Genomic DNA, 24,364 nt, shown 5'->3' with positions numbered 1-24,364 from the left:
TGAAGGAAGGCGGCCCATGGGCATCCCGGTCACTCCTCCGGTACCGGACGGCGTTCCGGACTTCCGGCCGTCCCATGTCGTGCCGCGCGACGGGCTGCCCGCCTGGGAGGCTCCCGACCCGGGGCTGCCGACCGTGCCGCTCGACGCCTTCCTGCCCGTGCAACTCACGGACCGCGTGGGTGACTGGGGGCAGGTCCTCTGCTCCAACGGCTGGACCGCGTGGGTCGACGCCCGGCTGCTCGTCTCCGTACCCGTGGATCCGCCGGAGGCCCGTAAGACGCTCGCCAGGACCGCCGACCCGCGGCCGCTGATCACCCGGGCGGAGGAGTCACTCGGCCGGTACCGGCGGGCCGCGGAGGAGCTTGCGGCCGAACGGGCCGACCTGGACACGTTCCGGAGGCGGACGCACGGACTGCGGGTGGGGATGGTGGTCGACGGCGAATCGCTCTGGCTGTACGACGCGGAGCACGAGCGCTGGGTGTACTGCGACGGGACGGCCCTGAACACGTACGCCGCCTCGGCCGGTCCCTCGGCGGCCGCCGTCGTACCCGAGGGTGCGGTGGCGGTGGCCGGGCACGAGCCCACGCGGGTCGTGCCGCGCCTCGACGAGGACGGGCCGCCGGACAGCCCCGCCGCCCCGCCGCCCACCCGGGTCGTCGACCGCGCCCAACTGCCGGGTGAGGGCTGATGGGCGGCGCGGCCCGGGACACGGATCTGCCCGCGGGCCGGGACTCGGGGCTCATCGGCAAGCAGATCGCGGGCTATGTGGTCGAGGCCGAGATCGGCCGCGGGGGGATGGCGGTCGTGTACAGGGCCCTCGACCTGCGGCTGGAACGGATCGTGGCGCTGAAGCTGCTGGCGCCCGAACTGGCCCGTAACGACACCTTCCGCAAGCGGTTCGCACACGAGTCGCGGGTGGCGGCCGCGATCGACCACCCACACATCGTGCCCGTCTTCGAGGCCGGCGAGACCGAGGGGGTCCTGTACATCGCGATGCGCTACGTCGCCGGGCAGGATCTGCGGGCGCTCCTCGACCGCGAGGGCCCGCTGCCGCCCGTGAAGGCGGGAAGGATCGCCGTACAGGTGGCGTCCGCGCTGGACGCGGCACACGCCCACGACCTGGTGCACCGTGACGTGAAGCCGGGCAACATCCTGGTCGCCGAGGGTACCGACCGCGACCACCCGGAACACGTGTACCTCACGGACTTCGGGCTGACGAAGAAATCCCTCTCCCTGACCGGCCTGACGACGGTCGGGCAGTTCGTGGGAACGCTCGACTACGTGGCGCCCGAACAGATCTCCGGGAAGCCGGTGGACGGCCGCTGCGACGTGTACAGCCTGGCGTGCGTGGTCTACGAGACGCTCACCGGAATGCCGCCGTTCCGCCGCGACGACGACATGGCGCTGCTCTGGGCCCACCAGTACGATCCGCCGCCGCCACCGTCCACGGAGCGGCCGGAGCTGCCGGAGGCGGCGGACGAGGTACTGGCGAAGGCGCTGGCGAAGGTTCCGGAGGAGCGGTACGGAACGTGTCTGGAGTTCGTCGCCGCGCTTCGGGCGGCCCTGGAGGAGGGCGGTCCGGGCCCGGGCCGGCATGAGGGCCCGGACGGACCGGAGCCGCCGACTCCGCCGCCCCCACCGCCGTCCTGGGCAGGCCCGGTGTTCCGGGAACCGCCCGGCTCCTGGGCCTAGGCAGGCCTTGAGCGCTCCCAGGCCCTGGTCTCAGGCCTTGGGTCGTTGCTCCCCTGCGGGGTCCTCAAGAGGGGCGTCCACCTCGCCTCGGCGGCGGACGCGGGAGGCCAGCAGCGCGCCGAGGAAACCCGCGACGAGCCCCCAGAGCAGGGCGAAGCCGGCCGTCTTCCAGATGTGGGGCCGCAGCACCACCCGGCCGCCCAGGGACTCGAGATCGCCGATGCCGAGGATGGAGAGCCCGAAGCGCGCCTCGACGAGCGTGACGGGGGTGACGACCAGCATGGTCAGGGCGAAGGCGATGCCCAGGTGGAGGGCGTGCTGCCAGAGCCGCGTACGGGCCGGGGACCGGACGGCGGCCACGAACGCCACGGCCAGGACCAGAACGGCCGCCACCGGCAGCAGCCACCAGGCCCGGGAGTCGTAGTCGGCCAGGGAGGACAGGTCGACGGTGGAGAGGCCCGCGGTGTCGGTGCGCAGCACAGCGTCGAGGATCGGGGGCATCGGCAGGCCGAAGGGCCCTTCGACCGTGCCCTCCCAGGACCCTCCGATACCGACGCCGAGGGCGAGCCAGCTGACGTTGGGCAGGCCGAGCAGGATCACGGCGAAGGTCTCGGTCGCATGGCCCCTGGTCGCGGCCACGACGATCCCGATGACCAGGCCGAGGAGAACGTACGCCAGGAGCAGGAGCAACATCGCGGAGGCGACCGGCCGTACGGCCTCGTGGTAGCGGACGAGCCGCGGCGGGAGCGGGGTCCCGCGCGAGACCAGCAGGGCCATCAGGAGGACCCCGAGGATCCACAGGAGCCCGAAGAAGAGGGTGGGGCCCAGTTCGGTGCGGAAGCCGACGGTGGGGTCGGCCGCTTCGAGGAGTTCGCCGAAGAGGTCGGACATGACGTCCTGGCTCTCGCCGCCGCCGATCGAGACGGGAAAGTCGTGGCGGGCGAGGGCGGAGAGGCAGGCGAGCCCGGCCAGCCAGAGCAGGACGGTGCGCCCCGCGCGGGCGAGGAGGTCGCGGGTCCGGGCGACGGCGTGGTGGCGGAGTGGGAGCAGGAAGCAGAAGCCGGTGACCAATGCGCCCACCAGGGTGACGGTGAGGGGCATGGCGGTGAGTTCGGCGTTGGTGCCCGCGAGCGCGCCGGCGTCGCCGGAGAGGTCGATCTGGCCGCCCGCGGCCATGACGACGACCGCGGCGACGACGTTCACGAAGCCGCCGGGCAGGTCGGCGGCGCCCGCGGCCCAGAGGCCGAGCGCGGCGACGACCGCCATCGCGACGAACCCGGCGAGGACGGCGGCCAGTGCCTCGCCCCAGTGGCGGGCGAGGTGCGGGGCGTCGTGCGCCGGGCCTGAGTTGGTGGGGAGCCGACTGCTCACGTTCTCCACGCTAGTACCGGTCAATGACCTCCGCAGTACCGATGCGCGCCGTCCGCAGTACCGATGCGCGCCGTCCGCAGCCACAGGTGGGCGCCCTGTGCAGCCACCGATTGCGCGTCGTCCGCAGCGGCGATGGGCGCCGTGCGCAGCCACAGGTGGGCCGCCACCGCGGCACCCATGGGCGTCGTCCGCTTGCGGGCGGGGCCGGTTCCGCGCACACAATGGGCCCGGAACGGAAGAAAGGGAAAAACGTGACTTCCCACCCGCCGTCCGACCGTCCGTCGGTTCCCCCCGCAGGTCCCCCTTCGGGCCCTCTCTCGGGCCCGAGCACCACTCCTGGGGCCGCCGGTCCCCCACCGCCCCCCGGCCCGCCGCACGGCGGTTCGGGGGGCGGCTCGGGCGGTTCCGGCGGCGGAGCCGGTGGCGGGGGCGGTGGCGGGGGCGCCCCGGCCGGCGGTCGAGCCGGTGACGACGGAGGCGGCGGTGGCCCCTGGTGGCGTTCCGTCCCCAAGGTCGCGTCGATCACCGCCATTCTGGTCGCGGCCATCGCCCTGGTGGTCGTCCTCACCCGTCCGGGTGGCGGTGGCGAAGACACCGGCTCGGGCGGTGGCGAGGTGTTCCTGCAGAACGCCTCCGCCACCGGCCCCGACCCCTTCACCAAGTCGACGGCCCGCGCCACCGACGCCTCGCAGTCCCCCACCCCGCTGCCCAGCGCGACCGGGTCCGCGGACGCCAACGCCACCCGCAGCGTGTCGGGTTCGGCGGCGGGCCTGTACGGCGGTACGCAGAACGTGGCGAGCTGTGACATCGAGCAGCAGGTCAGCTATCTGGCCGAGCAGCCGGCCAAGAACGCGGCCTTCGCCTCGGTCCTCGACATCTCGGCCAACGAAGTGCCGGGATATCTGCGCTCCCTGACCCCGCTCCAGCTCCGGGTCGACACCCGGGTGACCAACCACGGGTTCCGGGGCGGTTCCGCGACCTCGTACCAGGCGGTGCTCCAGGCGGGTACGGCCGTGCTCGTCGACGACCGGGGCGTACCCCGGGTGCGCTGCGCCTGCGGCAATCCGCTGACCCCGCCGGTCGCCCAGAAGGCACCGAAGACGACGGGCACCCGGTGGCCCGGCTATCAGCCCTCCCAGGTCGTCGTCGTGACGCCGTCGGTGACGGTGGTGAACGTCTTCGTCGTGTACGACCCCGAGAAGGACGGCTGGTTCGCCCGCGAGCCGGGCGACGCGGGAGACAAGGACAAGCCGACGTCACCGCCGACGGCCCCTCCGTCGCCCTCCGTCTCCGACTCGGGGACCGGTTCGCCCACTTCGGAGTCCCCGTCGGACTCGCCGTCGGGCCCGTCGGACTCCCCGCCCTCGTCCCCGCCGGCTCCCGAGTCACCCGCTTCGCCGAATCAGCCGGATTCCCCGAACCCGCCCGATTCCCCGGCTCCGCCGTCGGACCCGGCGACGGAGGGCCCGGCCACGGGCGGAACATCGGAGGGCGGGACGCCCTCCGACGGCACGACGGACCAGTCGGCCTCGGTGGAGAGCCCGCGGACGGAGGACGGTTCGGAGTCCTCCCCCGGGTCACCCCCGCAGCCCGGGCCGGGCGCCTCTCCGATCATGGCGGCGCACGTGCACGCAGCTGAAGCCCAGCCGGTCGCCTGACGCGATCACCCCGGTGTGGACCCCGTTTCCGGCCCCGGCCGGGACGGGGTCCACGGCGCTCCGGGGCCGCGCTCGGCCCGCCGGAAATCCGGATGCCCGGCCCGTACGATGCGTGTACGGTCCACCGAGTGGAACCTCTCACCGACCGACAGATCCGCTCGTCCTTCGTGAACTGTACGAAGGGCGAGGCAAGCAGACTCAAGCTTCCGCTTGACTACGCGGAACTCCCCTGGCAGGACCTCGACTTCCTCGGCTGGATCGACCCCGGCGCGCCGCTGCGCGCCCACCTCGTGGTGCCCCGTGAGGACGGTCCGCTCGGCATCAGCCTGCGGGTGCCCGCCACGGGCCGCACCAGCGCGGTCAAGTCCAGCCTGTGCCAGGTCTGCCTGACGGGGCACGCCTCGTCAGGGGTGACCCTGCTCGCGGCGCCGCTGGCCGGCAGCCGCGGACGCGAGGGCAACACGGTCGGCATCTACATCTGCGCCGACCTGGCCTGTTCCCTGTACATCCGCGGCAAGCGCCAGCCCAAGCTGCGGGCCGGCCGTCACGAGGAGTCGCTGACGCTCGACGAGCGGATCGAGCGGACGACGGCCAACCTGGACGCGTTCCTCGCCAAGGTGACGGCCGGCTAGGGGGTGTCGTGTGGATCCCGCCGCGAGCCCGGCATGATCCACAAGCCACCCCCTGGGGCCGGCGCCGTGCGGGTCAGCGGAAGGCCTGCTCGCCGGTGAGCGCCTTGCCGATGACCAGGGAGTGGACCTCGCTGGTGCCCTCGTAGGTGAGGACCGACTCCAGGTTGTTGGCGTGGCGCATCACCGGGTACTCCAGGGTGATGCCGTTCGCCCCGAGGATCGTGCGGCACTCGCGGGCGATGGCGATGGCCTCCCGTACGTTGTTCAGCTTGCCCACGCTGACCTGCTCGGGCGTGAGGCGGCCGGCGTCCTTGAGGCGTCCCAGGTGGAGGGCGAGCAGCATGCCCTTGCCGAGCTCCAGGGACATGTCCGCGAGCTTCTGCTGGGTCAGCTGGTAGGAGGCGAGGGACCGTTCGAAGACGATACGGTCACCGGCGTACGCGATCGCGGTCTCCAGGCAGTCGCGGGCGGCGCCGAGGGCGCCGAACACGATCCCGAACCGCGCCTCGTTGAGACAGCCGAGCGGGCCGGACAGTCCGCGCGCCTCCGGCAGCATCGCGTCGGCCGGCAGCCGTACGTCCTCCAGGACGAGTTCGCTGGTCACGCTCGCCCGCAGCGACAGCTTCTGCTTGATCTCCGGGGCGCTGAAGCCGGGGGTGCCGGCGGGCACCAGGAAGCCGCGGACGCCTTCGTCGGTCCGGGCCCAGACGACGGCCACGTCGGCGACCGAGCCGTTGGTGATCCACATCTTGGTGCCGTTGAGCACCCAGTCCTCGCCGTCCCGCCTGGCGCGCGTGCGCATGGCGCCGGGATCGGATCCCGCGTCCGGCTCGGTGAGCCCGAAGCAGCCGATGTACTCGCCGGCCGCCATCCCGGGCAGCCACTGCTGCTTCTGCTCCTCCGAGCCGTACTTCCAGATCGCGTACATGGCGAGGGATCCCTGCACGGAGACCAGGCTGCGCAGGCCGGAGTCGACGGCCTCGAGTTCCAGGCAGGCCAGCCCGTACGCGACGGCGTCGGTGCCCGCGCAGCCGTAACCCTCCAGGTGCATGCCGAGGACGCCGATGCCGCCGAGCTGCCGGGCGAGTTCCCGGGCGGGGACGGCTCCCCGCTCGAACCATTCGGCGACGTGGGGGCGGAGTTCCTTGTCCGCCATGGCGCGCACGGTCCGGCGGATCTCCCGCTCCTCGTCGGTGAGGAGGCCGTCGATCGCCAGCAGATCGAAGGGGTGGACGGGAGTCGACTTCGACGCGTTCGACGACTGCGGCGACGGCTTCACGGACGGCCTCCAGGCTCGTGCGGTACTCGGCGTACCGCAGCGTAGCCGGAGATCGGATTTTGGATCCAGTATTGAATATCGGATCTCCGATGCGTACGTTCCAGCTGGATCCGATCGTCGGCGGAGGAGGGCGTGGTGCACGCAGATCAGCAGGTGACGACCGGACCCGGAGCCCTGTCCGGGATCGTGGTGGCCGACTTCGGACGCGTCCTCGCCGGGCCGTACATGACGATGCTCCTGGCCGACCTGGGCGCCGACGTCATCAAGATCGAGCGGCCGGGATCCGGTGACGACACCCGGGCCTGGGGTCCCCCGTTCGCCGACGGCCAGGCCACGTACTTCCTCGGGGTGAACCGGAACAAGCGTTCCGTCGCCCTGGACCTGACCGATCCGACCGACCTGGCCGCGGCCCGGGCGATCGTCGACCGCGCCGATGTCCTCGTGGAGAACTTCCGGCCGGGCACGATGGAGAAGCTCGGTCTCGGCTACGACGACGTACGCGCGTCCAACCCCGGCCTCGTCTACTGCTCGGTCACCGGCTTCGGCACGGCCGAGGGCGCCCACCTGCCCGGGTACGACCTCCTCGTCCAGGCGATGGGCGGGCTGATGAGCGTGACCGGTGAACCGGGCGGCCAGGGGACGAAGGCGGGCGTCGCGCTCGTCGACGTCATCACCGGCCTCCACGCGGGCCTGGGTGTCCTCGCCGCTCTGCGGCACCGGGAGCGGACCGGGGAGGGTCAGCGGGTCGAGGTCTCCCTGCTCACCTCGCTCCTGTCCGCCCTGACCAATCAGTCGGCCGCCCACCTCGCCGCCGGGGTCGTTCCCCGGGCGATGGGCAATCGGCATCCGAGCATCGCCCCGTACGAGGTGTTCGAGGCGCAGGACCGCCCCCTGGTCCTCGCCGTGGGGAACGATCGTCAGTTCCGTGCGCTCTGTGTACGTCTGGGGCTCCCCGGCCTCGCCGACGACGCCCGCTTCGCCACCAACAGCGCCCGTGTCGCCCACCGCGAGGAGCTGGTCGCGGCGCTGGCCGGTCCGCTCGCCGGACGGACCGCCGACCGCTGGTTCGAGGAGCTGACGGCCGCCGGGGTGCCCTGCGGCCCGATCAACGATCTCGCCGCCGCCTTCGGCCTGGCCGACCGGCTCGGCCTCGCACCCCACGTACCGGACGACGCCGCCGGCCCGGGCCAGGTCGTCAACCCGATCACACTCGGCGTCACCCCGCCCTCCTATCGCGCCGCTCCCCCGCGCCTCGGGGAGCACACGACCTCCCTGCTCACCGAGCTGGGACGGGCGCCCGGCGCTCCGTAGGAAGATATGCGGATCAGGACGGAAATCCGGATCCGCGCGAGTGCGGGCCGGCCAGGAACGACGGAAGGGGCACAGGCGATGAGCAGCGCGGTGCAGAAGCGGCGTCCGCCGACCGCCCAGCAGTTCGTCCTCGAGGAGCTGCGGCGCGCGATCACCACCGGGGAGTTGCGGCCCGGCGGGCAGATCCGCCAGGACGCGCTCGCCGCCCGGCTCGACGTCAGTCGCGTGCCGCTGCGTGAGGCACTGAAGATCCTGGAGGGCGAGGGGCTCGTCGTCCACCACATCCACCGGGGCTATTTCGTCGCGGAACTGTCCCTCGCGGACCTGGAGGAGATCTACCGGATCCGCGGGCTCCTGGAGACCGAGGCGGTCCGCATGGGGATCCGCCGGGGCGAGGACGGGATACTCGCCTCGCTGGAGAAGATCCAGCGGGAGGTGGAACGGGCCGCCGACGCGGGGGACGTGACGGCGATGGCCGCCGCCAACCGCCGTTTCCACTTCGCCCTGATCGAGGCGTCAGGGATGCCCCGCCTGGTCCGGCTCGTCACCACCCTGTGGGACGCCACCGACGCCTACCGCTCGCTGTACTACACGGACGAGCCGAACCGGGAGCTGGCCGTGCGCGAGCACCGGGCGGTCATCTCGGCGGTGCGCAACGGTGACGAGGAGGCGGCGGTGCGGTGGCTCGACGAGCACCGGGCCCACGCGGTGGCGGCCCTGCGGGAGATCCTGGACCTGGAGTAGCCGCACGGCCGGGCGCCACCCGTCCGCTCACCCCGGTCGCACGGAAATCCGGATGCCCGCCGAGGTACCGCCCCTCTAGCCTCGTGACCATGAACCACAGACGCCTGGTCAACATCGTCGATGTCGAGGCCACCTGCTGGGAGCGGGACGGGGAGCGACCGCCGGGTGCCGTGAGCGAGATCATCGAGATCGGTCTCACCGTCGTCGACCTGGAGGCGGGCGAACGCACGGGCCGCCACCGCATCCTGGTCAGGCCCGCCCGCTCCACGGTCAGCGCCTTCTGCACCGAGCTGACCGGCCTCACACAGGCGGAGGTCGACACCGGACTGGACTTCGCCGCGGCCTGCCGACTGCTCGCCTCCGCGTACGCGAGTGGTGCCCGTCCATGGGCCAGTTGGGGCGACTACGACCGCAAGCAGTTCACTCACCAGTGCCGGGTGAGCCGGGTGGAATACCCCTTCGGCCACCGGCACACCAACGCCAAGGCCGTCTTCACCGAGGCGAACGGCCTGCCCAAACGCCCGGGCATGGCCCGTGCGTTGCAGATCGCGGGGCTGCGCCTGGAGGGCCGCCACCACCGGGGCGAGGACGACGCCTGGAACATCGCCGCGCTGGTCCTGAAGTTGAACGACCGCGGCGCCTGGCCCTCGTAGCATCCCGGACGTCCGAAGCATTGACAGGGTCATCACATCCTCACCATCCTGAGAGCGCTCTCAGAGCGCTCTCAGCGCCCTCGAATCCCCCACCCCGAGGAGCCCCCACGTGCCAACCCACCGCCGTCGCCGCAGGCTCACCCTGCTCGCGCCCGTCACCGCCGCCGCCCTCGTCGGCACCGCCGTCACCCTCGTCGGCCCCTCCCCCACGGTCGAGGCCGCCACCGCCCGGGCCGCCGCCGTGCCGGCCACCATTCCGCTCACCTTCAAGAACAACTCCGGTCGAGGCGAGCAGATCTACGTCTACAACCTCGGCACCGAACTCTCCACCGGCCGCCAGGGCTGGGCGGACGCGAACGGCACCTTCCACCCCTGGCCCGCCGGCGGTTCGGTCCCCGTCCCGGCACCCGACGCCGCCATCGCCGGCCCCGCCCAGGGGCAGTCCATGACGATCCGGCTGCCGAAGTTCTCCGGGCGGATCTACTTCAGCTACGGCCAGAAGCTCGTCTTCAAGCTGGCGACCGGCGGCCTCGTGCAGCCCGCCGTCCAGAACCCGAGCGACCCCAACCGGAACATCCTCTTCAACTGGTCCGAGTACACGCTCAACGACTCGGGCCTCTGGATCAACAGCACCCAGGTCGACATGGTCTCGGCGCCGTACGCGGTCGGCGTCAAGCGACCCGACGGGAGCGTCGCCACCACGGGCCGGCTCAAGCCCGGGGGCTACCGCGGCTTCCTCGACGCCCTGCGCGGCCAGCCCGGCGGCTGGGCGAACCTCATCCAGACCCGGTCCGACGGCACCGTCCTGCGCGCCCTCGCGCCCGGTCACGGCATCGAGGCAGGCGCGCTGCCGGCGACCGCGATGAACGACTACATCAACCGCGTCTGGACGAAGTACGCCTCGTCGACGCTGACCGTGACGCCCTTCTCGAACCAGCCGTCGGTGAAGTACTACGGCCGCGTCTCCGGCGACGTCATGAACTTCACCAACGGCAGCGGCGCCGTCGTCACGTCCTTCCAGAAGCCCGACTCCGACAGCGTCTTCGGCTGCTACAAGCGCCTCGACGCGCCGAACGACCAGGTGCGGGGGCCCATCTCCCGTACGCTCTGCGCCGGTTACAACCGGTCCACCCTCCTCACCAACCCCAACCAGCCGGACTCCTCCTCGGCCGGCTTCTACCAGGACGCGGTGACCAACCACTACTCGCGGAAGATCCACGCGCAGATGGCGGACGGCAAGGCCTACGGCTTCGCGTTCGACGACGTCGGCGCCCACGAGTCCCTGGTGCACGACGGGAATCCGCAGGCGGCGTACGTCACGCTCGACCCGTTCGACTAGGACGCCGGCCGCACCTCCCCCCTCCGTCTCTTCAGCTCCTGGTGCACCAGCGACCCCTGGGCCCCCTCCGCGTGAGGGATCATGGACACAGGAGCGGAGAAGGGACGGAACGGGACGATGCGGAACCGTAGTGTCGCCGACCTGATGACGCCGACCGCGGTGGCCGTGCAGCCGGGGACGTCGTTCAAGGAGATCGCGCGGTTGCTCGACGAGTACGGCATCACCGCCGTACCGGTGGTCGACGAGGCCAACCGGCCGATCGGCGTGGTGTCCGAGGCGGACCTGCTGCGCCGCCACGGCACCAAGGACGGCCCCAGCACCGCCGGAGCGATGATGTCCAGCCCGGTGGTGGTGGCCCGTCCGTCCTGGACGGCGGTGGAGGCGGCACGGCTGATGGAGCGGCACCGCGTGAAGCGGCTGCCGGTGGTGGACGCGGGCGGTCAGCTCATCGGGGTGCTCAGCCGCAGCGATCTGCTGCAGCTGTTCCTGCGCCGCGACCGCGCGATCCAGGAGGAGATCCTGGAGGACGTGGTCATCCGCATCCTCGGGCTCTCCCCGGCCTCGGTCCACGTCGACGTCGACGAGGGCCGGGTGACGCTCAGCGGGACGCTGGAACGGCGGAACCTCGCACCGGCCTTCGTACGGCTCTGCGAGAGCGTCGACGGCGTCGTGGAGGTCGTGGACCGGCTGTCGTACGACGACGACGGCGAAGCGGAGGACGCCGGGTAGGGCCCGGGGCGCGGTCCGGTGGACGAAGGTCCGGCGTGATGCATCCGGACGGCGCCCGAGGAGCGAAGGGCGGTACGGAGCTCCCACCTCCTGCACGTCGGCGGAGGTGGGAGCTCGCCCTGCGGGCCGCCCCGGCAATGCACCGGACGTGGCGTCACATCGCCCTGGAACGCCTGTGGTTGAGGAGGTTCGGCGCGTCCTCCGGGCTGTCGTGGACCGGGTGGTGCAGGAGTCTGGTAGCCGGACAGCCGTTGGGCTACCGTCGGTAATACCGGTCGGTAATGTCATGCCTTCCGGCCTTCGCCGTTCACACCCCCCACCCACGCCCCCGGGATGAAAGGCATCCATGGTGAATTCCGGAGACACGTCCGCGGCACGTCACGGGGACTCCAGCGAGGAAGCGTCCGGCATGTCGCGCCGCCGGGCCCTCACCGTCACCGGCGGGGCGCTCGCCGGGGCCACCCTGGCCGGCCACGCGTTCCCGGCCTTCGCCGCGGAGTCGTACCACGCCGACGCGATCGTCGTCGGGCACGGTCTCGCCGGTCTGGTCGCGACCGCCGAGCTCGCCGCCGCGGGCCGCAAGGTGCTGCTCCTGGACCAGGAGCCGGAGGCGAGCCTGGGCGGGCAGGCGTTCTGGTCCTTCGGCGGACTCTTCTTCGCCGACTCCCACGAACAGCGCCTCATGGGCATCAAGGACTCGCACGAACTGGCCTGGCAGGACTGGCTCGGCACGGCCGGCTTCGACCGCGGTGTCGACGACCCGGCGGGCCAGGACCACTGGGCGTACAAGTGGGCCGAGGCGTACGTGGATTTCGCGTCCGGGGAGAAGCGGTCCTGGCTCGGCGGTCTCGGCATGCAGTGGTTCCCGATCGTCGGCTGGGCGGAGCGCGGCGGCGGTCTCGCCGACGGTCACGGCAACTCGGTGCCACGTTTCCACGTCACCTGGGGCACGGGCCCGGCGGTCGTCGAGCCGTTCGAGAAGAAGGTGCGGGGCGCCGTCGCCGACAAGAAGGTGACCTTCAGGTTCCGCCACCGCGTGGACGAGCTGGTCACGACGGCCGGGGCCGTCACCGGTGTCCGCGGGGCGATCCTGGAGCCGAGCGGCGCGGCCCGCGGCACGCCCAGCTCGCGCACGGTCGTGGGCGAGTTCGAGCTCCGCGCCCCTGTCGTGGTCGTCACCTCGGGCGGCATCGGCGCCAACCACGATCTGGTCCGCCGGAACTGGCCCGCGAGGCTCGGCACCCCGCCGGCCTCCATGGTCACCGGCGTGCCCGCGCACGTGGACGGTCGCATGCTCGCCATCACGGAGCGGGCGGGCGGCCGCATCGTCAACCCCGACCGCATGTGGCACTACACCGAAGGGCTCCGCAACTACGCCCCGATCTGGCCCGGTCACGGCATCCGCATCCTGCCGGGCCCGTCGTCGATGTGGTTCGACGCGAAGGGCCGGCGCTTCGGCAGCCCGGACATCCCCGGCTACGACACCCTGCACACCCTGAAGTCGATCAGGGAGTCCGGCTACGACTACTCCTGGTTCGTGACCACGCAGAAGATCCTCGCCAAGGAGTTCGCGCTCTCCGGCTCCGAGCAGAACCCGGACCTCACCAACAAGGACGTCTGGAAACTGCTCTCGCGGATCTGGCAGAGCCCGGAGCCGATCGAGAAGTTCAAGAAGAACGGCGCCGACTTCGTGGTCGCCACCGCCCTGCCCGACCTCGTCGCCGGTATGAACAGGCTGACCGGGGAGAACCTGATCGACCTGGCCGACCTCAAGCGGCAGATCGAGGCACGGGACCGCGAGATCGACAACCCCTACACCAAGGACGTGCAGGTCATGGGCATCCGTAACGCCCTCGCCTATGCCGGGGATTCCATCAGCCGCACGGCGTCCGCACATCGGATATTGGATCCATCAGCCGGTCCGCTGATCGCCGTACGGCTCAACATCCTCACCCGCAAGACCCTGGGCGGTCTCCAGACCGACCTCTCGGGCCGCGTCCTGGACGCCTCCGGCGCCCCGGTGCCCGGCCTGTACGCGGCCGGAGAGGTCGCCGGCTTCGGCGGCGGCGGAGTGCACGGCTACCGGTCTCTGGAGGGCACGTTCCTCGGTGGCTGCATCTTCTCCGGCCGAGAGGCGGGACGCGCGGCCGCGGCGGCCACCGCGGTCTGACACGACACGGATCCAGGCACCGATCCCGGCGCCGATCCAGCCGGCAGATCGCCGATCCCGGCGCCGATCCAGCCGGCAGATCGCCGATCCCGGCGCCGCAGATCACAGATCCCGGCGCTGGGCTCTCATGGAAAGCGCTTTCGGGAGCCTTGTGACGGGAGCGCCGGGCCCGTCGGCGGGATGCCGGCGGGCCCGGTGCGCGAGGCGGTCACATCACTGGACCGCCTCCGGCCACCCGTAGCCGGGGCCGGTGTGCTGGGGCACCGTCCCCGCGCCCACCGCCTCCATGTCCCGGTTGGCCTCGCGCATCAACTGGCCTGCCAGGTCCCTCATGGCCCGGCTGGCGGCGAGTTCGTCGCCGATCGCCGGAACGTCCACGTCCGTCGGGTTGCACCGTGCGCTCCCGTGGCCGGTGAGGGTCGACGTGCCGGTGTTGAGATGCGCCTCGGCCTTGGTCCTGCCGTCCTCTTCGACCAGTTCCAGGCCGACCGTCCACTCAAGAGTCCGTGTCATGGTCTGCCTCCTCGCACCGTCGGGACGCGCAGGGCCACCGCACGTCCCTTGCTACTCCCATGGTCCGTCCACGCGCGCGTGAGCGCGCGGCGGCGGGGACGACGAGAGGGCGGACTCCGCACGCGCCGGTCAGGCGTAGTGGCGGTAGACGGCCTGGGCGACGCAGGCCGGCTTGTCGCCGCCGTCGACCTCGACGGTGAACGTCAGCGGCATCTGGACGCCGTTGCCCTTGACCTCCTCCACCGTGCCGACGACACCGTGGAGGCGGATCTTCGCGCCGACGGGGACGGGACTGGGGAACCGGACCTTCTCCAGGCCGTAGTTGACGCTCATCCTGGTGCCGGTGATGGTGAGCAGCTGCCCGAAGAGCGGGATGACGAGGGAGAGGGTGAGGTAGCCGTGGGCGATGGGGCCGCCGAAGGGACCGTCCTTCGCCTTCTCCGGGTCGGTGTGGATCCACTGGTGGTCGTCGGTGGCGTCGGCGAAGGTGTTCACCCGGTCCTGGGCGATCTCGATCCATTCGGTGCGGCCGAGGTCGGCTCCGCTGAGGGACTTGAGTCCGTCGAGGCCGTTGGCGGTGGTGGGCATGGAGGTTCCTTTCGATGGCGTGAGCAACGTTGAGCGCGGCCCATGAACGGACGCCGCGTGGGCCTCTGTTACGGGCGGGGACGATCGGTGCGACCAGGCGCATACGTGTCCCGTACGACGGGCTTGACGATCTTCCCGGAGGCCGTGCGGGGCAGCGCTTCGGTCACGACGAGGGACTACGTCTCCACCGTGGAAGAGCCCGCCTACTGGACGCAGGAGCGCGCAAGCCGCGTCGCCAGAGCCGTCGTGGACGCCCTCATGGACGCCTGAGGCGAGGCGCCCTTGGTGACGATCATGTCCGCGACCAGAGCGGCGAGTCTGCGCAGCAGTCGTCGGTCGTCGTCGTCGACGCTGTCCAGGGTGACGGCCATCGCCCCGATCTGGTCACTGAGAAGCGTCCGTCCGGCCACCGGGCGGAGTAGGCTGAAGGTACCGGGAGTAACCCGAACACCCGCTCCCACGCGGACGTCGTTTCCGGCGATCAAGACACTGGGCCGCCCTGCAGGGCGGCCCGGAGACGGGTCCGCATCATGACCACGACCGTCGAACGCGGTGTGGCACGGGCGCTCGTTCGTCCCCTCCCGACGCGCTTCTCCCTGACTCCGAAGACCACCCTCGCCGGCCAGTTGGACGGTGCCTGGTGGCCGTACTCGCGCGACCTCGCAGCCGAACTTCCTCCCCTGGTCGACGCCATGGAGAGCCACACAGGACGCATCACCCGCGTCATGGTGAACCCCACACGCTGGCCCGTCGTCCCGCACAAGGTTCCCGTCACCGGGCACACCACACACGTGGGCTGGTTCACCGAACAGGATCCCGACAAGGTGATCCTGCTCTCCTACACCGTCGGCCGCTGCGACCTGCTGGTGATCCCGCCCGACACCGAACCCGCCACAGCCGCCCGGCTCATGACCGCCGCCACCGTCCCCGGCAGCGTCCTCACCGCCGGTGTCCTGATGTCCGACGAGGCCGCGACCGGCCGCCGTACGGAGGACGTCCGAAGCAGCGAGGACGCCTGGGAGACCGACGGTGGAGCCGCGCCGCCACCCGTACGGCACCCGGTCGTCGGAGCACGGATGATCCCCCTGCCGGGACGCATGGGGAGATGACGTCATGGAGACCCTGATCGCCCTCGTGGCAGGCGCCCTCCTGATCGTGCTCGGTACGCGCCTGATCCACCGGCTCAACGGCCAGCACGACGCACGCATCGCGGCCTACCACTTCAGCGCCCCCTACCCGTCCACCGCCCGTCCACCGGGCCACAGCCCCCGCAGTTCGTCGGGGCAGGCCCCCAGCCGCGGGCGTACGGGCACCTGGCCCTGACCTCGGACCACTCCTCCGGCCGAAGGCCGCGGGTGGGGCACCCGACACCCGGGACAACCCACCCGCCGGCCTCTCGCCTTCCCCACCGAAGGGACCACGCACCTTGTACGCCGTCGAGAACGAGACCCTGCCCCCGGCCGGGCACGCCGAGATCCGTATCGTCGCCGCCACCCCCGAAGTCGCGCGCGCGGTCGCCGAAGCGATCCGCCGCTCCTTCGCCGGAACGGAACAGCGCAGCTACCCGGTCCCCGAAGGCGGCACCCGGCTCCACCTCACCGTCGACACCGAATCCGCCGCGGAACCCGTCCGCTCCTGGCTCACCACCAGCAGACCTTCCCTGCGCACCGCCGCCCACGTCGACGAGGTCTGAACAGCGGTCGACGAAGTCTGAACAGCATCGGACCCGGACCGGCCCGTCGTCAGATGCGGGCGAACTCCTCGGTCTGGTGGGCGAACTCCCGGCTCATGGCGGAGCTGACCGTGGGCCTGGTGCCGCTGATGGTGCCCAGGTAGTCCTCGGTCGTGGGGCGGGTCCGGGTTCCCGTGTCGACGGTGCGCTCGAACTGGACCTGGGAGACGGTACGCGCCACATGGGCGATGTCGGCGGGCGTGAACCCCTCGCTGGCGGAGGCCAGCGCCGCGCTGTCGGCCTCCGCACCCGCGCGGGCCAGGTAGCTCTCCCACAGGGCGGTCCTCGCGCGGTGGTCGGGAGGACCGATCGGCAGCACGTAGTCGAAACGGCCGTGCCGCAGGAACGCGGAGTCGAGGGTGGTCACGTCGTTCGTGGCGCAGACGAGCAGCCGCCCGTCCTGGCCGCGGAACCGGACGATCGCCTTGAGCAGTTCGTTGACGACACCGACCGCGGTCGCGTCCGCACCGCTCCGTGCCCCCGCGATCTCCTCGACCTCGTCGATGAAGACCAGGACGTGGTCGAGCCCGGCGATCTCGTCGAATCGTCGGTTCAGCCCGCTCGCCAGCCCGTACTCGGCGGCCAGGCGGGCGGGGAACAGTTCGAGGAACGGCCATCCCAGGCGACTGGCGATCGCGTGCGCGAACGTGCTCTTCCCCGTCCCGGGCGGACCGAACAGCATCACCGCCCGCGGCAGCTCCACTCCGTGCTGCGCGGCCAGTTCCGGCTGGGCCAGCGGCAGGACCAGACGTCGCTCGATGAGCTGCTTCTCCCTCTGCATGCCCGCGACCCGCCGCCACAGTCCGCCGGGCGGCAGTTCCGCTCCCAGCGAGGAGAGCATGCCGACCTCCTGCGGAGTCACCGGCCCGCGCTTCTCGAAGAAGACCAGGCCCGAGCGGGCGTCGAAGCCGCAGTTGTGCAGGGCGGCCGCGCCCGTCCCGCCCTCGGGCAGGACCGCGTGCACCGACCGGACCCCACCGGCGAAGAGCCGGTGCTCCAGGGCCGTGACCAGGTCGCTGCCCAGGCCCTGGTGCCGCCAGGCAGGCGCCAGGCAGAGGCGCAGGATCCACGCCCTGTCGCCCTCCACCCTGCTCACCGCGGCGCCGACCGCCACCTCGTCCGCCGTCGCCACCACGGCCGGGTGAAGGGCCTGGAGGGCCGCCACGGCCTCCGAGAGAGGGAAGAGAGGCGGTTCCTCGCTCGTACCGCTCTCCGCATCGAGTCGGATCACCGCTTCGAGATCGTCCTGGGTGTAGTCCCTGACACGCCAACCCGTCATGATCAGCTCCGCGTGTTCGGCCGTACTCCCATCATCGGCCGAGGTGCGCCGGACGCGCGCGGCAGTGGCCACGCGATCGGTCCTGCGCCACCGACGAGTCTGTCGAAGCAGCAGTGGCGGCTGGTCGGCGTCCACCGCCGCCGGCGCGAAGGCGAGCGCCCTCGTGCGGGGCGCCGGCCGGCCGCGCATGCTCGAAGCATGCAGGTGACCACCACCGACCTGTACGAGGTCACGACGGCGCTCTCGTACCTGCGGGAGGACATGCGGGCGCCGGCCACGTTCAGCCTCTTCGTCCGCGACCTCCCGCCGGGCCGCGGCTTCCTCGTCGCCGCCGGGCTCGAACCGGCCCTCGACCACCTCGCCCGCTTCCGGATCGGCCGGGCCGACGTGCGGGAGTTCGCGGAGGCCCTGGGGTGGCCCGTCGAGGCGCTCGAACCGCTGCACGGCCTGTCCTTCGACGGCCAGGTCCGCGCCGTGCCGGAGGGGCGGCTCGTCTTCGCCGGCGAGCCTCTCCTGGAGGTCACCGCGCCGCTGCCGCAGGCGCAGCTGGTGGAGACATACCTGCTGTCCCTGCTCGGCCATCAGACGACGGTCGCCTCCAAGGCCGCGCGGTGCGTGCTCGCGGCCGGTGGACGGCCCCTGGTGGACTTCTCGCTGCGCGGGAGCCACGGGCCCGAGGCCGGGGTACGGGCGGCGCGGCTCTGCGCGCTCGTCGGCTTCGCCGGTACGAGCAACGTGGCCGCCGCCATCCGGTACGACATCCCGGCCTCGGGCACCATGTCCCACGCGTACGTCCAGGCCTTCCCGACCGAGGAGGACGCCTTCCGGGCGTTCGCCCGCCGCCACCCCGGGCCGGTCACCTTCGTCGTCGACACGTACGACACGGACCGCGGGGTCGCGACGTCGGCGCGGGTCCTGGGCGAACTGGCGCGCGGCCCGGGGTGCGCCGTCCGGCTCGACAGCGGCGACCTGGGCGTCCTCGCCCACCGGGCCCGCGCCACGCTGGACGCGGCGGGGCTGCGGGACGTCGGGATCATCGCGAGCGGCGGTCTCGACGAGTACGCCGTGGCCGCGCTCGTACGGGACGGGGCGCCGATCGACGTCTTCGCCGTCGGGACGCGGGTCGGCGTGGCGGCGGACGCACCGTATCTGGACGCGGCGTACAAGCTGGTCGAGTACGACGGGACGCCGGTGATGAAGCTGTCGCCGGGGAAGGCGACGGCGCCGGGACCGAAGCAGGTGTTCCGGGGGCCGGGTCTGCGGGATGTCGTCGGTCTGGCGAACGAGGAGCCGCCGGAGGGCATGGAGCCGTTGCTGCGTACGGTGATGCGCGGCGGGCTGCGGACGGAGCCGCCGGACACCCTGGCCGCCGCGCGGGCCCGCTTCGAGGCCGACCTCGCGCTGCTCCCCGAGCCGGCGCGGCGGATCGAGGGCCCGGTGGCGCCCGTCCCGGCCGTCTCCACCCGTCTGTCGGTGCTGACGACGATCGTCCGGCACCGGATCGGGTCGCGCTCGGGGCCCACCGGGGAGGGGTGACGAACCGGCCGTGCTCCGCGCGCTCGGCGAACGGCGTGTCGTTCCGTAGAACGGATTCGGCCCCGGCTGCAAGGAGGGCAAGGTCACAGCCGTGTGGGCTGCTGCTCCTTTGTTCGTCTGACCTAACATCCGAGCATGACAGTCCTTCCCGACGACGGGCTTACCCTCGCCGCCGAATTCCCCGACGCGACCCGTGAGCAGTGGCAGCGCCTTGTGTCAGGCGTGCTGAGCAAGTCGGGCAAGGATGTCGAGGGCACGGCCGCCGAGGACGCCCTCACCACGACGCTGGAGGACGGACTGCGCGTCCGTCCCCTGTACGCGGCCGGCGACTCCGTCTCCGATCCCGGCCTTCCCGGCTTCGCCCCCTTCGTGCGGGCCGGACGCCCCGAGGGGAACACCCTCGGCGGCTGGGACGTACGGCAGCGCCACACGACCGCCGAGGCCGGGGCGGTGCTGTCGGACCTGGAGAACGGTGTCACCTCGCTCTGGCTGGTCGTCGGCGAGGGTGGCATCCCCGTGTCGTCACTCGGTCAGGTCCTCGACGGCGTGTACCTCGACCTCGCGCCCGTCGTCCTCGACGCGGGACACGAGGTCGAGGGCGCGGCGCGGGAGTTGCTGCGGCTGTACGGGGAGCGCGGCGTCGCGAAGGAGGCGGCGCGCGGCAGCCTGGGAGCCGATCCGCTCGGCTTCGAGGCCCGTACGGGCCGCTCGTTCGACTTCGCGCCCGTGGCCGGGCTCGCGCGGCGGTGTGCCGAGGAGTACCCGGGCCTGCGGGCGCTGACCGTCGACGCGCTGCCGTACCACGAGGCCGGTGGTTCGGCCGCGCAGGAGCTGGGCGCCTCGCTGGCGACGGGCGTCGCGTATCTGCGGCAGCTCACCGAGGCGGGGCTCACCGTCGAACAGGCCTGCGGGCAGATCGAGTTCCGGTACGCGGCCACGGCCGACCAGTTCCTCACGATCGCCAAGCTGCGGGCCGCGCGCAGGCTGTGGGCCCGGGTGGCCGAGGTGTGCGGGGCGGCCGGTGCGGGCGCGCAGACGCAGCACGCGGTGACCTCGCCGGTGATGATGACCCGTCGTGACCCCTGGGTGAACATGCTGCGCGCGACCGTCGCCACGCTGGCCGCCGGTGTGGGTGGCGCCGACTCTGTCACCGTGCTGCCGTTCGACCACGCGCTCGGTCTGCCGGACGCGTTCGCGCGCCGCATCGCCCGCAACACCTCGACGATCCTCATCGAGGAGTCGCACCTGTCCCGGGTGATCGACCCTGCGGGCGGATCCTGGTACGTGGAGCGCCTGACGGACGAACTGGCCCAGGCGGGCTGGGAGTTCTTCCAGACGATCGAGCGGACCGGCGGCCAGGCGGAGGCCCTGCGCTCGGGCCGGCTCGGTCAGGACCTGGCCAACACGTGGGAGGCGCGCAGCGCGAAGCTGGCCAAGCGACGCGAACCCATCACGGGCGTCAGCGAGTTCCCGAACCTCACCGAGAAGCCCGTCGTGCGCGAGCCGGTGCCCGAGCGGCCGGCCGGGGGTCTGCCGCGCGTACGCCGCGACGACGCGTTCGAGACGCTGCGGGCCCGCTCCGACGCCCATCTCGCCGCGACCGGCGCCCGGCCCCGGATCTTCCTGGCCACCCTCGGCCCGGCAGCCGCGCACACCGCGCGGGCCACGTTCGCCGCCAACCTCTTCCAGGCGGGCGGCATCGAGTCCGTCACCGAGGGCACCTTCGAGGAGAGCGGGGCGGGCGAGGCCTGCCTCTGCTCCAGCGACGCGCTCTACGAGGAGCAGGCCGAGGCCCGGGCCGAGGAGCTCAGGTCCGCGGGCGCCGCGCAGGTGTTCCTCGCCGGGCGGCCCGGGCAGTACGCGGGTGTCGACACCTATGTCTTCGCCGGCTGTGACGCGGTCGCCGTGCTCACCGCCACCCTTGACCGGATGGGAGTGTCCTGATGTCCGTCCCCGACTTCTCCGGGATCGAGCTGGGCTCCCCGCCCGCCGACGGCAGCGCCGACGAATGGCGTACGGCCGTCAAGAAGGCGGCCGGCGGTGACGACCTGCTCTGGGAGACCCCGGAGGGCATCGCGGTCAAGCCGCTGTACACCGGGCAGGACCTGGAGGGCCTGGACTTCCTGGAGACCTACCCGGGCATGGCGCCGTACCTGCGCGGCCCGTACCCGACGATGTACGTCAACCAGCCCTGGACGATCCGTCAGTACGCGGGCTTCTCCACCGCCGAGGAGTCCAACGCGTTCTACCGGCGCAACCTGGCGGCCGGTCAGAAGGGTCTCTCGGTCGCCTTCGACCTGCCGACCCACCGCGGCTACGACAGCGACCACCCGCGCGTGACCGGCGACGTCGGCATGGCGGGCGTGGCGATCGACTCGATCTACGACATGCGGCAGCTCTTCGACGGCATCCCGCTGGACAAGATGACCGTGTCGATGACGATGAACGGCGCCGTGCTGCCGGTGCTCGCGCTGTACATCGTGGCCGCCGAGGAACAGGGCGTACCCCCCGAGAAGTTGGCCGGGACCATCCAGAACGACATCCTCAAGGAGTTCATGGTCCGCAACACGTACATCTATCCGCCGAAGCCGTCGATGCGGATCATCTCCGACATCTTCGCCTTCACCTCGCAGCGGATGCCGCGCTACAACTCGATCTCCATCTCGGGCTATCACATCCAGGAAGCCGGTGCCACGGCCGACCTGGAGCTGGCCTACACGCTCGCCGACGGTGTGGAGTACATCCGGGCCGGGCGCGAGGCCGGCCTCGACGTGGACGCGTTCGCGCCCCGGCTGTCCTTCTTCTGGGCGATCGGCATGAACTTCTTCATGGAGATCGCCAAGATGCGCGCGGCCCGGCTGCTGTGGGCCAAGCTGGTCAAGCAGTTCGACCCGCAGAACGCCAAGTCCCTTTCCCTGCGCACCCATTCGCAGACCTCGGGCTGGTCGCTCACCGCTCAGGACGTCTTCAACAACGTGACGCGTACGTGCGTGGAGGCGATGGCGGCCACCCAGGGCCACACCCAGTCGCTGCACACGAACGCCCTGGACGAGGCGCTCGCCCTGCCCACCGACTTCTCGGCGCGGATCGCCCGCAACACGCAGCTGCTCATCCAGCAGGAGTCGGGCACCACGCGGGTGATCGACCCCTGGGGCGGCAGCGCCTACGTGGAGAAGCTGACGTACGACCTGGCGCGCCGTGCCTGGGGGCACATCCAGGAGGTCGAGGCGGCCGGCGGTATGGCGCAGGCCATCGACGCGGGCATCCCCAAGCTGCGCATCGAGGAGGCCTCGGCACGCACACAGGCCCGCATCGACTCGGGGCGCCAGCCGGTGATCGGTGTCAACAAGTACCGGGTGGAGACCGACGAGCAGATCGACGTGCTCAAGGTCGACAACTCCTCCGTGCGCGCCCAGCAGATCGCGAAGCTGCGGCGGCTGCGCGAGGAGCGGGACGAGACGGCGTGCCGGGACGCGCTCGACGCGCTCACCCGAGCGGCGGGCGGCGAAGGCAACCTGCTGGAGCTCGCGGTGCGCGCGGCCCGCGCCAAGGCGACGGTCGGTGAGATCTCGGACGCCCTGGAGAAGGTGTACGGGCGGCACGCGAGCCAGATCCGTACGATCTCCGGCGTGTACCGCAACGAAGCCGGCGAGTCCCCGTCCGTAGAGCGCACCCGCACCCTCGTGGACGCCTTCGCCGAGGCCGAGGGCCGTCGTCCCCGCATCCTGGTCGCCAAGATGGGCCAGGACGGCCACGACCGCGGCCAGAAGGTGATCGCCACCGCCTTCGCCGACCTCGGCTTCGACGTGGACGTCGGCCCGCTGTTCCAGACGCCCGCCGAGGTCGCGCGCCAGGCCGTCGAGGCGGACGTGCACATCGTGGGGGTGTCGTCGCTGGCGGCCGGGCATCTCACCCTCGTACCGGCGCTGAGGGAGGAACTCGCGGCGGAGGGCCGCGAGGACATCATGATCGTCGTCGGCGGTGTCATCCCGCCGCAGGACGTGCCGACCCTCCTGGAGATGGGCGCCGCGGCCGTCTTCCCGCCCGGGACGGTGATCCCGGACGCGGCGTACGACCTGGTGAAGCGGCTCGCGGACGGTCTCGGGCACCAGCTGTGATCGACCTCGACGCGTATGTGAAGGGTGTACTCGACGGGAAGCGGGCGATCGTGGCCCGTGCCATCACGCTCGTCGAGTCCACCCGCCCCCAGCACCGGTCGCTCGCGCAGCAGTTGCTGACCGAGCTGCTGCCGCACAGCGGGAGGGCACGGCGCATCGGGATCAGCGGCGTGCCGGGGGTCGGGAAGTCGACGTTCATCGACGCGTTCGGGACCATGCTGACCGGCCTCGGCCACCGGGTCGCGGTGCTCGCCGTCGACCCGTCGTCGAGCCGGACGGGCGGCTCGATCCTGGGCGACAAGACGCGGATGGAGCGTCTCGCGGTGGACCCGGCGGCCTTCGTACGGCCGTCGCCGACGGCCGGGACGCTCGGCGGGGTCGCGAAGGCGACACGTGAGTCGATCATCGTGATGGAGGCCGCGGGGTACGACGCGGTCCTCGTCGAGACCGTCGGGGTGGGCCAGTCCGAGACCGCCGTGGCCAACATGGTCGACTCCTTCCTGCTGCTCACGCTCGCGCGGACGGGGGACCAGCTGCAGGGCATCAAGAAGGGTGTCCTGGAGCTGGCGGACGTCGTCGCCGTCAACAAGGCGGACGGACCGCACGAGCGCGACGCGCGCGCGGCGGCCCGGGAGCTGTCGGGCGCGCTGCGGCTCATGCACGGCGCGGACGCCGCCTGGACCCCGCCCGTCCTGCACTGCAGCGCCCGTGAGTCGACCGGTCTCGACACCGTCTGGGACCGCCTCGAACAGCACCGCAAGCTGCTCGACTCGACCGGCCGCCTGGCGGCGCGCCGCCGCGACCAGCAGGTCGACTGGACCTGGACCATGGTCCGGGAGGAGCTGCTGGGCCGCCTGCACGCGCACCCCGCGGTACGCGCCCTGACTCCCTCTCTCGAACAGCAGGTCAGGGACGGTGAGTTGACGGCCACGGTGGCGGCGGAACGCCTTCTCGGGGCCTTCGAGCAGCCGGGCGGAACGGGCCCGTGAGGTACGTGAGGTACGTGGCGTAGCAGAGGGG

General features: G+C 71.9%; 23 protein-coding genes. 17 read left to right on the top strand and 6 right to left on the bottom strand.

What is annotated here, in order from left to right:
• Positions 1–16 precede the first annotated feature (16 nt).
• Complete coding sequence (locus M5362_RS28720) at positions 17–688, top strand: hypothetical protein (RefSeq protein WP_260230717.1); 672 nt, start codon at positions 17–19, stop codon at positions 686–688.
• A complete protein-coding gene (locus tag M5362_RS28715; RefSeq protein WP_260230716.1) occupies positions 688–1,692 on the top strand; it encodes a serine/threonine-protein kinase in 1,005 nt (334 codons plus the stop codon). The genes M5362_RS28720 and M5362_RS28715 overlap by 1 nt, the downstream gene beginning before the upstream one ends.
• A gap of 30 nt (positions 1,693–1,722) precedes the next feature.
• Here the strand turns inward: M5362_RS28715 and M5362_RS28710 are convergent, their stop codons facing one another.
• Positions 1,723–3,063: a streptophobe family protein gene (locus tag M5362_RS28710; RefSeq protein WP_374214541.1), complete on the bottom strand. Its 1,341-nt coding sequence runs from the start codon at positions 3,061–3,063 to the stop codon at positions 1,723–1,725.
• 251 nt (positions 3,064–3,314) lie between these two features.
• Here M5362_RS28710 and M5362_RS28705 point away from each other — a divergent pair, with 251 nt between their 5' ends.
• Both M5362_RS28705 and M5362_RS28700 read left to right on the top strand, forming a co-directional pair.
• Positions 3,315–4,721 carry a DUF6777 domain-containing protein gene (locus tag M5362_RS28705; RefSeq protein ID WP_374214540.1) on the top strand — a complete coding sequence of 469 codons (1,407 nt, stop codon included), beginning with the start codon at positions 3,315–3,317 and terminating at the stop codon, positions 4,719–4,721.
• Positions 4,722–4,813: 92 nt separating this feature from the next.
• Positions 4,814–5,353: an FBP domain-containing protein gene (locus M5362_RS28700; RefSeq protein WP_261366570.1), complete on the top strand. Its 540-nt coding sequence runs from the start codon at positions 4,814–4,816 to the stop codon at positions 5,351–5,353.
• Positions 5,354–5,426: 73 nt separating this feature from the next.
• Here the strand turns inward: M5362_RS28700 and M5362_RS28695 are convergent, their stop codons facing one another.
• Positions 5,427–6,632 carry an acyl-CoA dehydrogenase family protein gene (locus M5362_RS28695; RefSeq protein WP_260230713.1) on the bottom strand — a complete coding sequence of 402 codons (1,206 nt, stop codon included), beginning with the start codon at positions 6,630–6,632 and terminating at the stop codon, positions 5,427–5,429.
• Between the two features lie 132 nt (positions 6,633–6,764).
• On the opposite strand from M5362_RS28695, the gene M5362_RS28690 reads away from it, so the two are divergent.
• From M5362_RS28690 to M5362_RS28665, 6 genes are all read left to right on the top strand, one after another.
• Positions 6,765–7,943 (top strand): CaiB/BaiF CoA-transferase family protein, encoded by a 1,179-nt coding sequence (locus tag M5362_RS28690; protein ID WP_260230712.1) that lies wholly within the window; start codon positions 6,765–6,767, stop codon positions 7,941–7,943.
• Between the two features lie 78 nt (positions 7,944–8,021).
• Positions 8,022–8,687: a GntR family transcriptional regulator gene (locus M5362_RS28685; protein ID WP_260230710.1), complete on the top strand. Its 666-nt coding sequence runs from the start codon at positions 8,022–8,024 to the stop codon at positions 8,685–8,687.
• Positions 8,688–8,776: 89 nt separating this feature from the next.
• The gene (locus tag M5362_RS28680; protein ID WP_260230709.1) at positions 8,777–9,340 is read left to right on the top strand and encodes a 3'-5' exonuclease; all 564 of its coding nucleotides are present in this window, start codon (positions 8,777–8,779) and stop codon (positions 9,338–9,340) included.
• Positions 9,341–9,449: 109 nt separating this feature from the next.
• On the top strand, positions 9,450–10,679 hold the full coding sequence (locus M5362_RS28675) for a glycoside hydrolase family 64 protein (protein WP_260230708.1): 1,230 nt from the start codon (positions 9,450–9,452) through the stop codon (positions 10,677–10,679).
• A gap of 117 nt (positions 10,680–10,796) precedes the next feature.
• The gene (locus M5362_RS28670) at positions 10,797–11,408 is read left to right on the top strand and encodes a CBS domain-containing protein (protein ID WP_260230707.1); all 612 of its coding nucleotides are present in this window, start codon (positions 10,797–10,799) and stop codon (positions 11,406–11,408) included.
• A 409-nt stretch (positions 11,409–11,817) separates the two neighbouring features.
• Entirely contained in the window at positions 11,818–13,578 is a 1,761-nt protein-coding gene (locus M5362_RS28665; protein WP_260230705.1) for an FAD-binding dehydrogenase, read from the top strand.
• Positions 13,579–13,791: 213 nt separating this feature from the next.
• Here the strand turns inward: M5362_RS28665 and M5362_RS28660 are convergent, their stop codons facing one another.
• The 3 genes from M5362_RS28660 to M5362_RS28650 all read right to left on the bottom strand — a co-directional run bounded on the left by M5362_RS28660 (position 13,792) and on the right by M5362_RS28650 (position 15,089).
• Entirely contained in the window at positions 13,792–14,091 is a 300-nt protein-coding gene (locus M5362_RS28660) for a DUF1876 domain-containing protein (protein WP_260230704.1), read from the bottom strand.
• A gap of 129 nt (positions 14,092–14,220) precedes the next feature.
• Complete coding sequence (locus M5362_RS28655; RefSeq protein WP_260230703.1) at positions 14,221–14,679, bottom strand: MaoC family dehydratase; 459 nt, start codon at positions 14,677–14,679, stop codon at positions 14,221–14,223.
• 203 nt (positions 14,680–14,882) lie between these two features.
• Positions 14,883–15,089 (bottom strand): hypothetical protein, encoded by a 207-nt coding sequence (locus M5362_RS28650; RefSeq protein WP_260230778.1) that lies wholly within the window; start codon positions 15,087–15,089, stop codon positions 14,883–14,885.
• Positions 15,090–15,209: 120 nt separating this feature from the next.
• On the opposite strand from M5362_RS28650, the gene M5362_RS28645 reads away from it, so the two are divergent.
• The 3 genes from M5362_RS28645 (at position 15,210) to M5362_RS28635 (ending at position 16,372) form a co-directional block, all read left to right on the top strand.
• Positions 15,210–15,788: a DUF5994 family protein gene (locus M5362_RS28645; protein ID WP_260230702.1), complete on the top strand. Its 579-nt coding sequence runs from the start codon at positions 15,210–15,212 to the stop codon at positions 15,786–15,788.
• A gap of 4 nt (positions 15,789–15,792) precedes the next feature.
• A complete protein-coding gene (locus M5362_RS28640) occupies positions 15,793–16,002 on the top strand; it encodes a hypothetical protein (RefSeq protein WP_260230701.1) in 210 nt (69 codons plus the stop codon).
• A 103-nt stretch (positions 16,003–16,105) separates the two neighbouring features.
• Entirely contained in the window at positions 16,106–16,372 is a 267-nt protein-coding gene (locus M5362_RS28635) for a hypothetical protein (RefSeq protein ID WP_260230700.1), read from the top strand.
• A gap of 49 nt (positions 16,373–16,421) precedes the next feature.
• Here M5362_RS28635 and M5362_RS28630 read toward each other — a convergent pair whose 3' ends face one another.
• Positions 16,422–17,690: an ATP-binding protein gene (locus M5362_RS28630; protein WP_260230699.1), complete on the bottom strand. Its 1,269-nt coding sequence runs from the start codon at positions 17,688–17,690 to the stop codon at positions 16,422–16,424.
• A 198-nt stretch (positions 17,691–17,888) separates the two neighbouring features.
• On the opposite strand from M5362_RS28630, the gene M5362_RS28625 reads away from it, so the two are divergent.
• The 4 genes from M5362_RS28625 to meaB all read left to right on the top strand — a co-directional run bounded on the left by M5362_RS28625 (position 17,889) and on the right by meaB (position 24,333).
• A complete protein-coding gene (locus tag M5362_RS28625; protein WP_260230698.1) occupies positions 17,889–19,226 on the top strand; it encodes a nicotinate phosphoribosyltransferase in 1,338 nt (445 codons plus the stop codon).
• 135 nt (positions 19,227–19,361) lie between these two features.
• Entirely contained in the window at positions 19,362–21,170 is a 1,809-nt protein-coding gene (locus tag M5362_RS28620; RefSeq protein WP_260230697.1) for a methylmalonyl-CoA mutase subunit beta, read from the top strand.
• On the top strand, positions 21,170–23,344 hold the full coding sequence (scpA, locus tag M5362_RS28615; protein ID WP_260230696.1) for a methylmalonyl-CoA mutase: 2,175 nt from the start codon (positions 21,170–21,172) through the stop codon (positions 23,342–23,344). Before M5362_RS28620 ends, scpA begins: the two co-directional genes overlap by 1 nt.
• On the top strand, positions 23,341–24,333 hold the full coding sequence (gene meaB, locus M5362_RS28610) for a methylmalonyl Co-A mutase-associated GTPase MeaB (RefSeq protein WP_260230695.1): 993 nt from the start codon (positions 23,341–23,343) through the stop codon (positions 24,331–24,333). The genes scpA and meaB overlap by 4 nt, the downstream gene beginning before the upstream one ends.
• Positions 24,334–24,364 lie beyond the last annotated feature (31 nt).

Source organism: Streptomyces sp. Je 1-79 (assembly GCF_025195125.1).
GTDB lineage: Bacteria > Actinomycetota > Actinomycetes > Streptomycetales > Streptomycetaceae > Streptomyces.
This window is presented reverse-complemented; position numbering and strand designations above follow the sequence as displayed.

Bases quoted from the DNA above. Each gene is read 5' to 3' on its own strand.
- M5362_RS28700 (WP_261366570.1), top strand. From the start codon at position 4,814: ATGCCCGGCCCGTACGATGCGTGTACGGTCCACCGAGTGGAACCTCTC.
- M5362_RS28620 (WP_260230697.1), top strand. From the start codon at position 19,362: ATGACAGTCCTTCCCGACGACGGGCTTACCCTCGCCGCCGAATTCCCC.
- M5362_RS28670 (WP_260230707.1), top strand. From the start codon at position 10,797: ATGCGGAACCGTAGTGTCGCCGACCTGATGACGCCGACCGCGGTGGCC.
- M5362_RS28680 (WP_260230709.1), top strand. From the start codon at position 8,777: ATGAACCACAGACGCCTGGTCAACATCGTCGATGTCGAGGCCACCTGC.
- M5362_RS28655 (WP_260230703.1), bottom strand. From the start codon at position 14,679: ATGCCCACCACCGCCAACGGCCTCGACGGACTCAAGTCCCTCAGCGGA.
- M5362_RS28715 (WP_260230716.1), top strand. From the start codon at position 688: ATGGGCGGCGCGGCCCGGGACACGGATCTGCCCGCGGGCCGGGACTCG.
- M5362_RS28720 (WP_260230717.1), top strand. From the start codon at position 17: ATGGGCATCCCGGTCACTCCTCCGGTACCGGACGGCGTTCCGGACTTC.
- M5362_RS28625 (WP_260230698.1), top strand. From the start codon at position 17,889: ATGCAGGTGACCACCACCGACCTGTACGAGGTCACGACGGCGCTCTCG.
- M5362_RS28660 (WP_260230704.1), bottom strand. From the start codon at position 14,091: ATGACACGGACTCTTGAGTGGACGGTCGGCCTGGAACTGGTCGAAGAG.
- M5362_RS28630 (WP_260230699.1), bottom strand. From the start codon at position 17,690: ATGACGGGTTGGCGTGTCAGGGACTACACCCAGGACGATCTCGAAGCG.
- M5362_RS28665 (WP_260230705.1), top strand. From the start codon at position 11,818: ATGTCGCGCCGCCGGGCCCTCACCGTCACCGGCGGGGCGCTCGCCGGG.
- scpA (WP_260230696.1), top strand. From the start codon at position 21,170: ATGTCCGTCCCCGACTTCTCCGGGATCGAGCTGGGCTCCCCGCCCGCC.
- M5362_RS28640 (WP_260230701.1), top strand. From the start codon at position 15,793: ATGGAGACCCTGATCGCCCTCGTGGCAGGCGCCCTCCTGATCGTGCTC.
- M5362_RS28685 (WP_260230710.1), top strand. From the start codon at position 8,022: ATGAGCAGCGCGGTGCAGAAGCGGCGTCCGCCGACCGCCCAGCAGTTC.
- M5362_RS28645 (WP_260230702.1), top strand. From the start codon at position 15,210: ATGACCACGACCGTCGAACGCGGTGTGGCACGGGCGCTCGTTCGTCCC.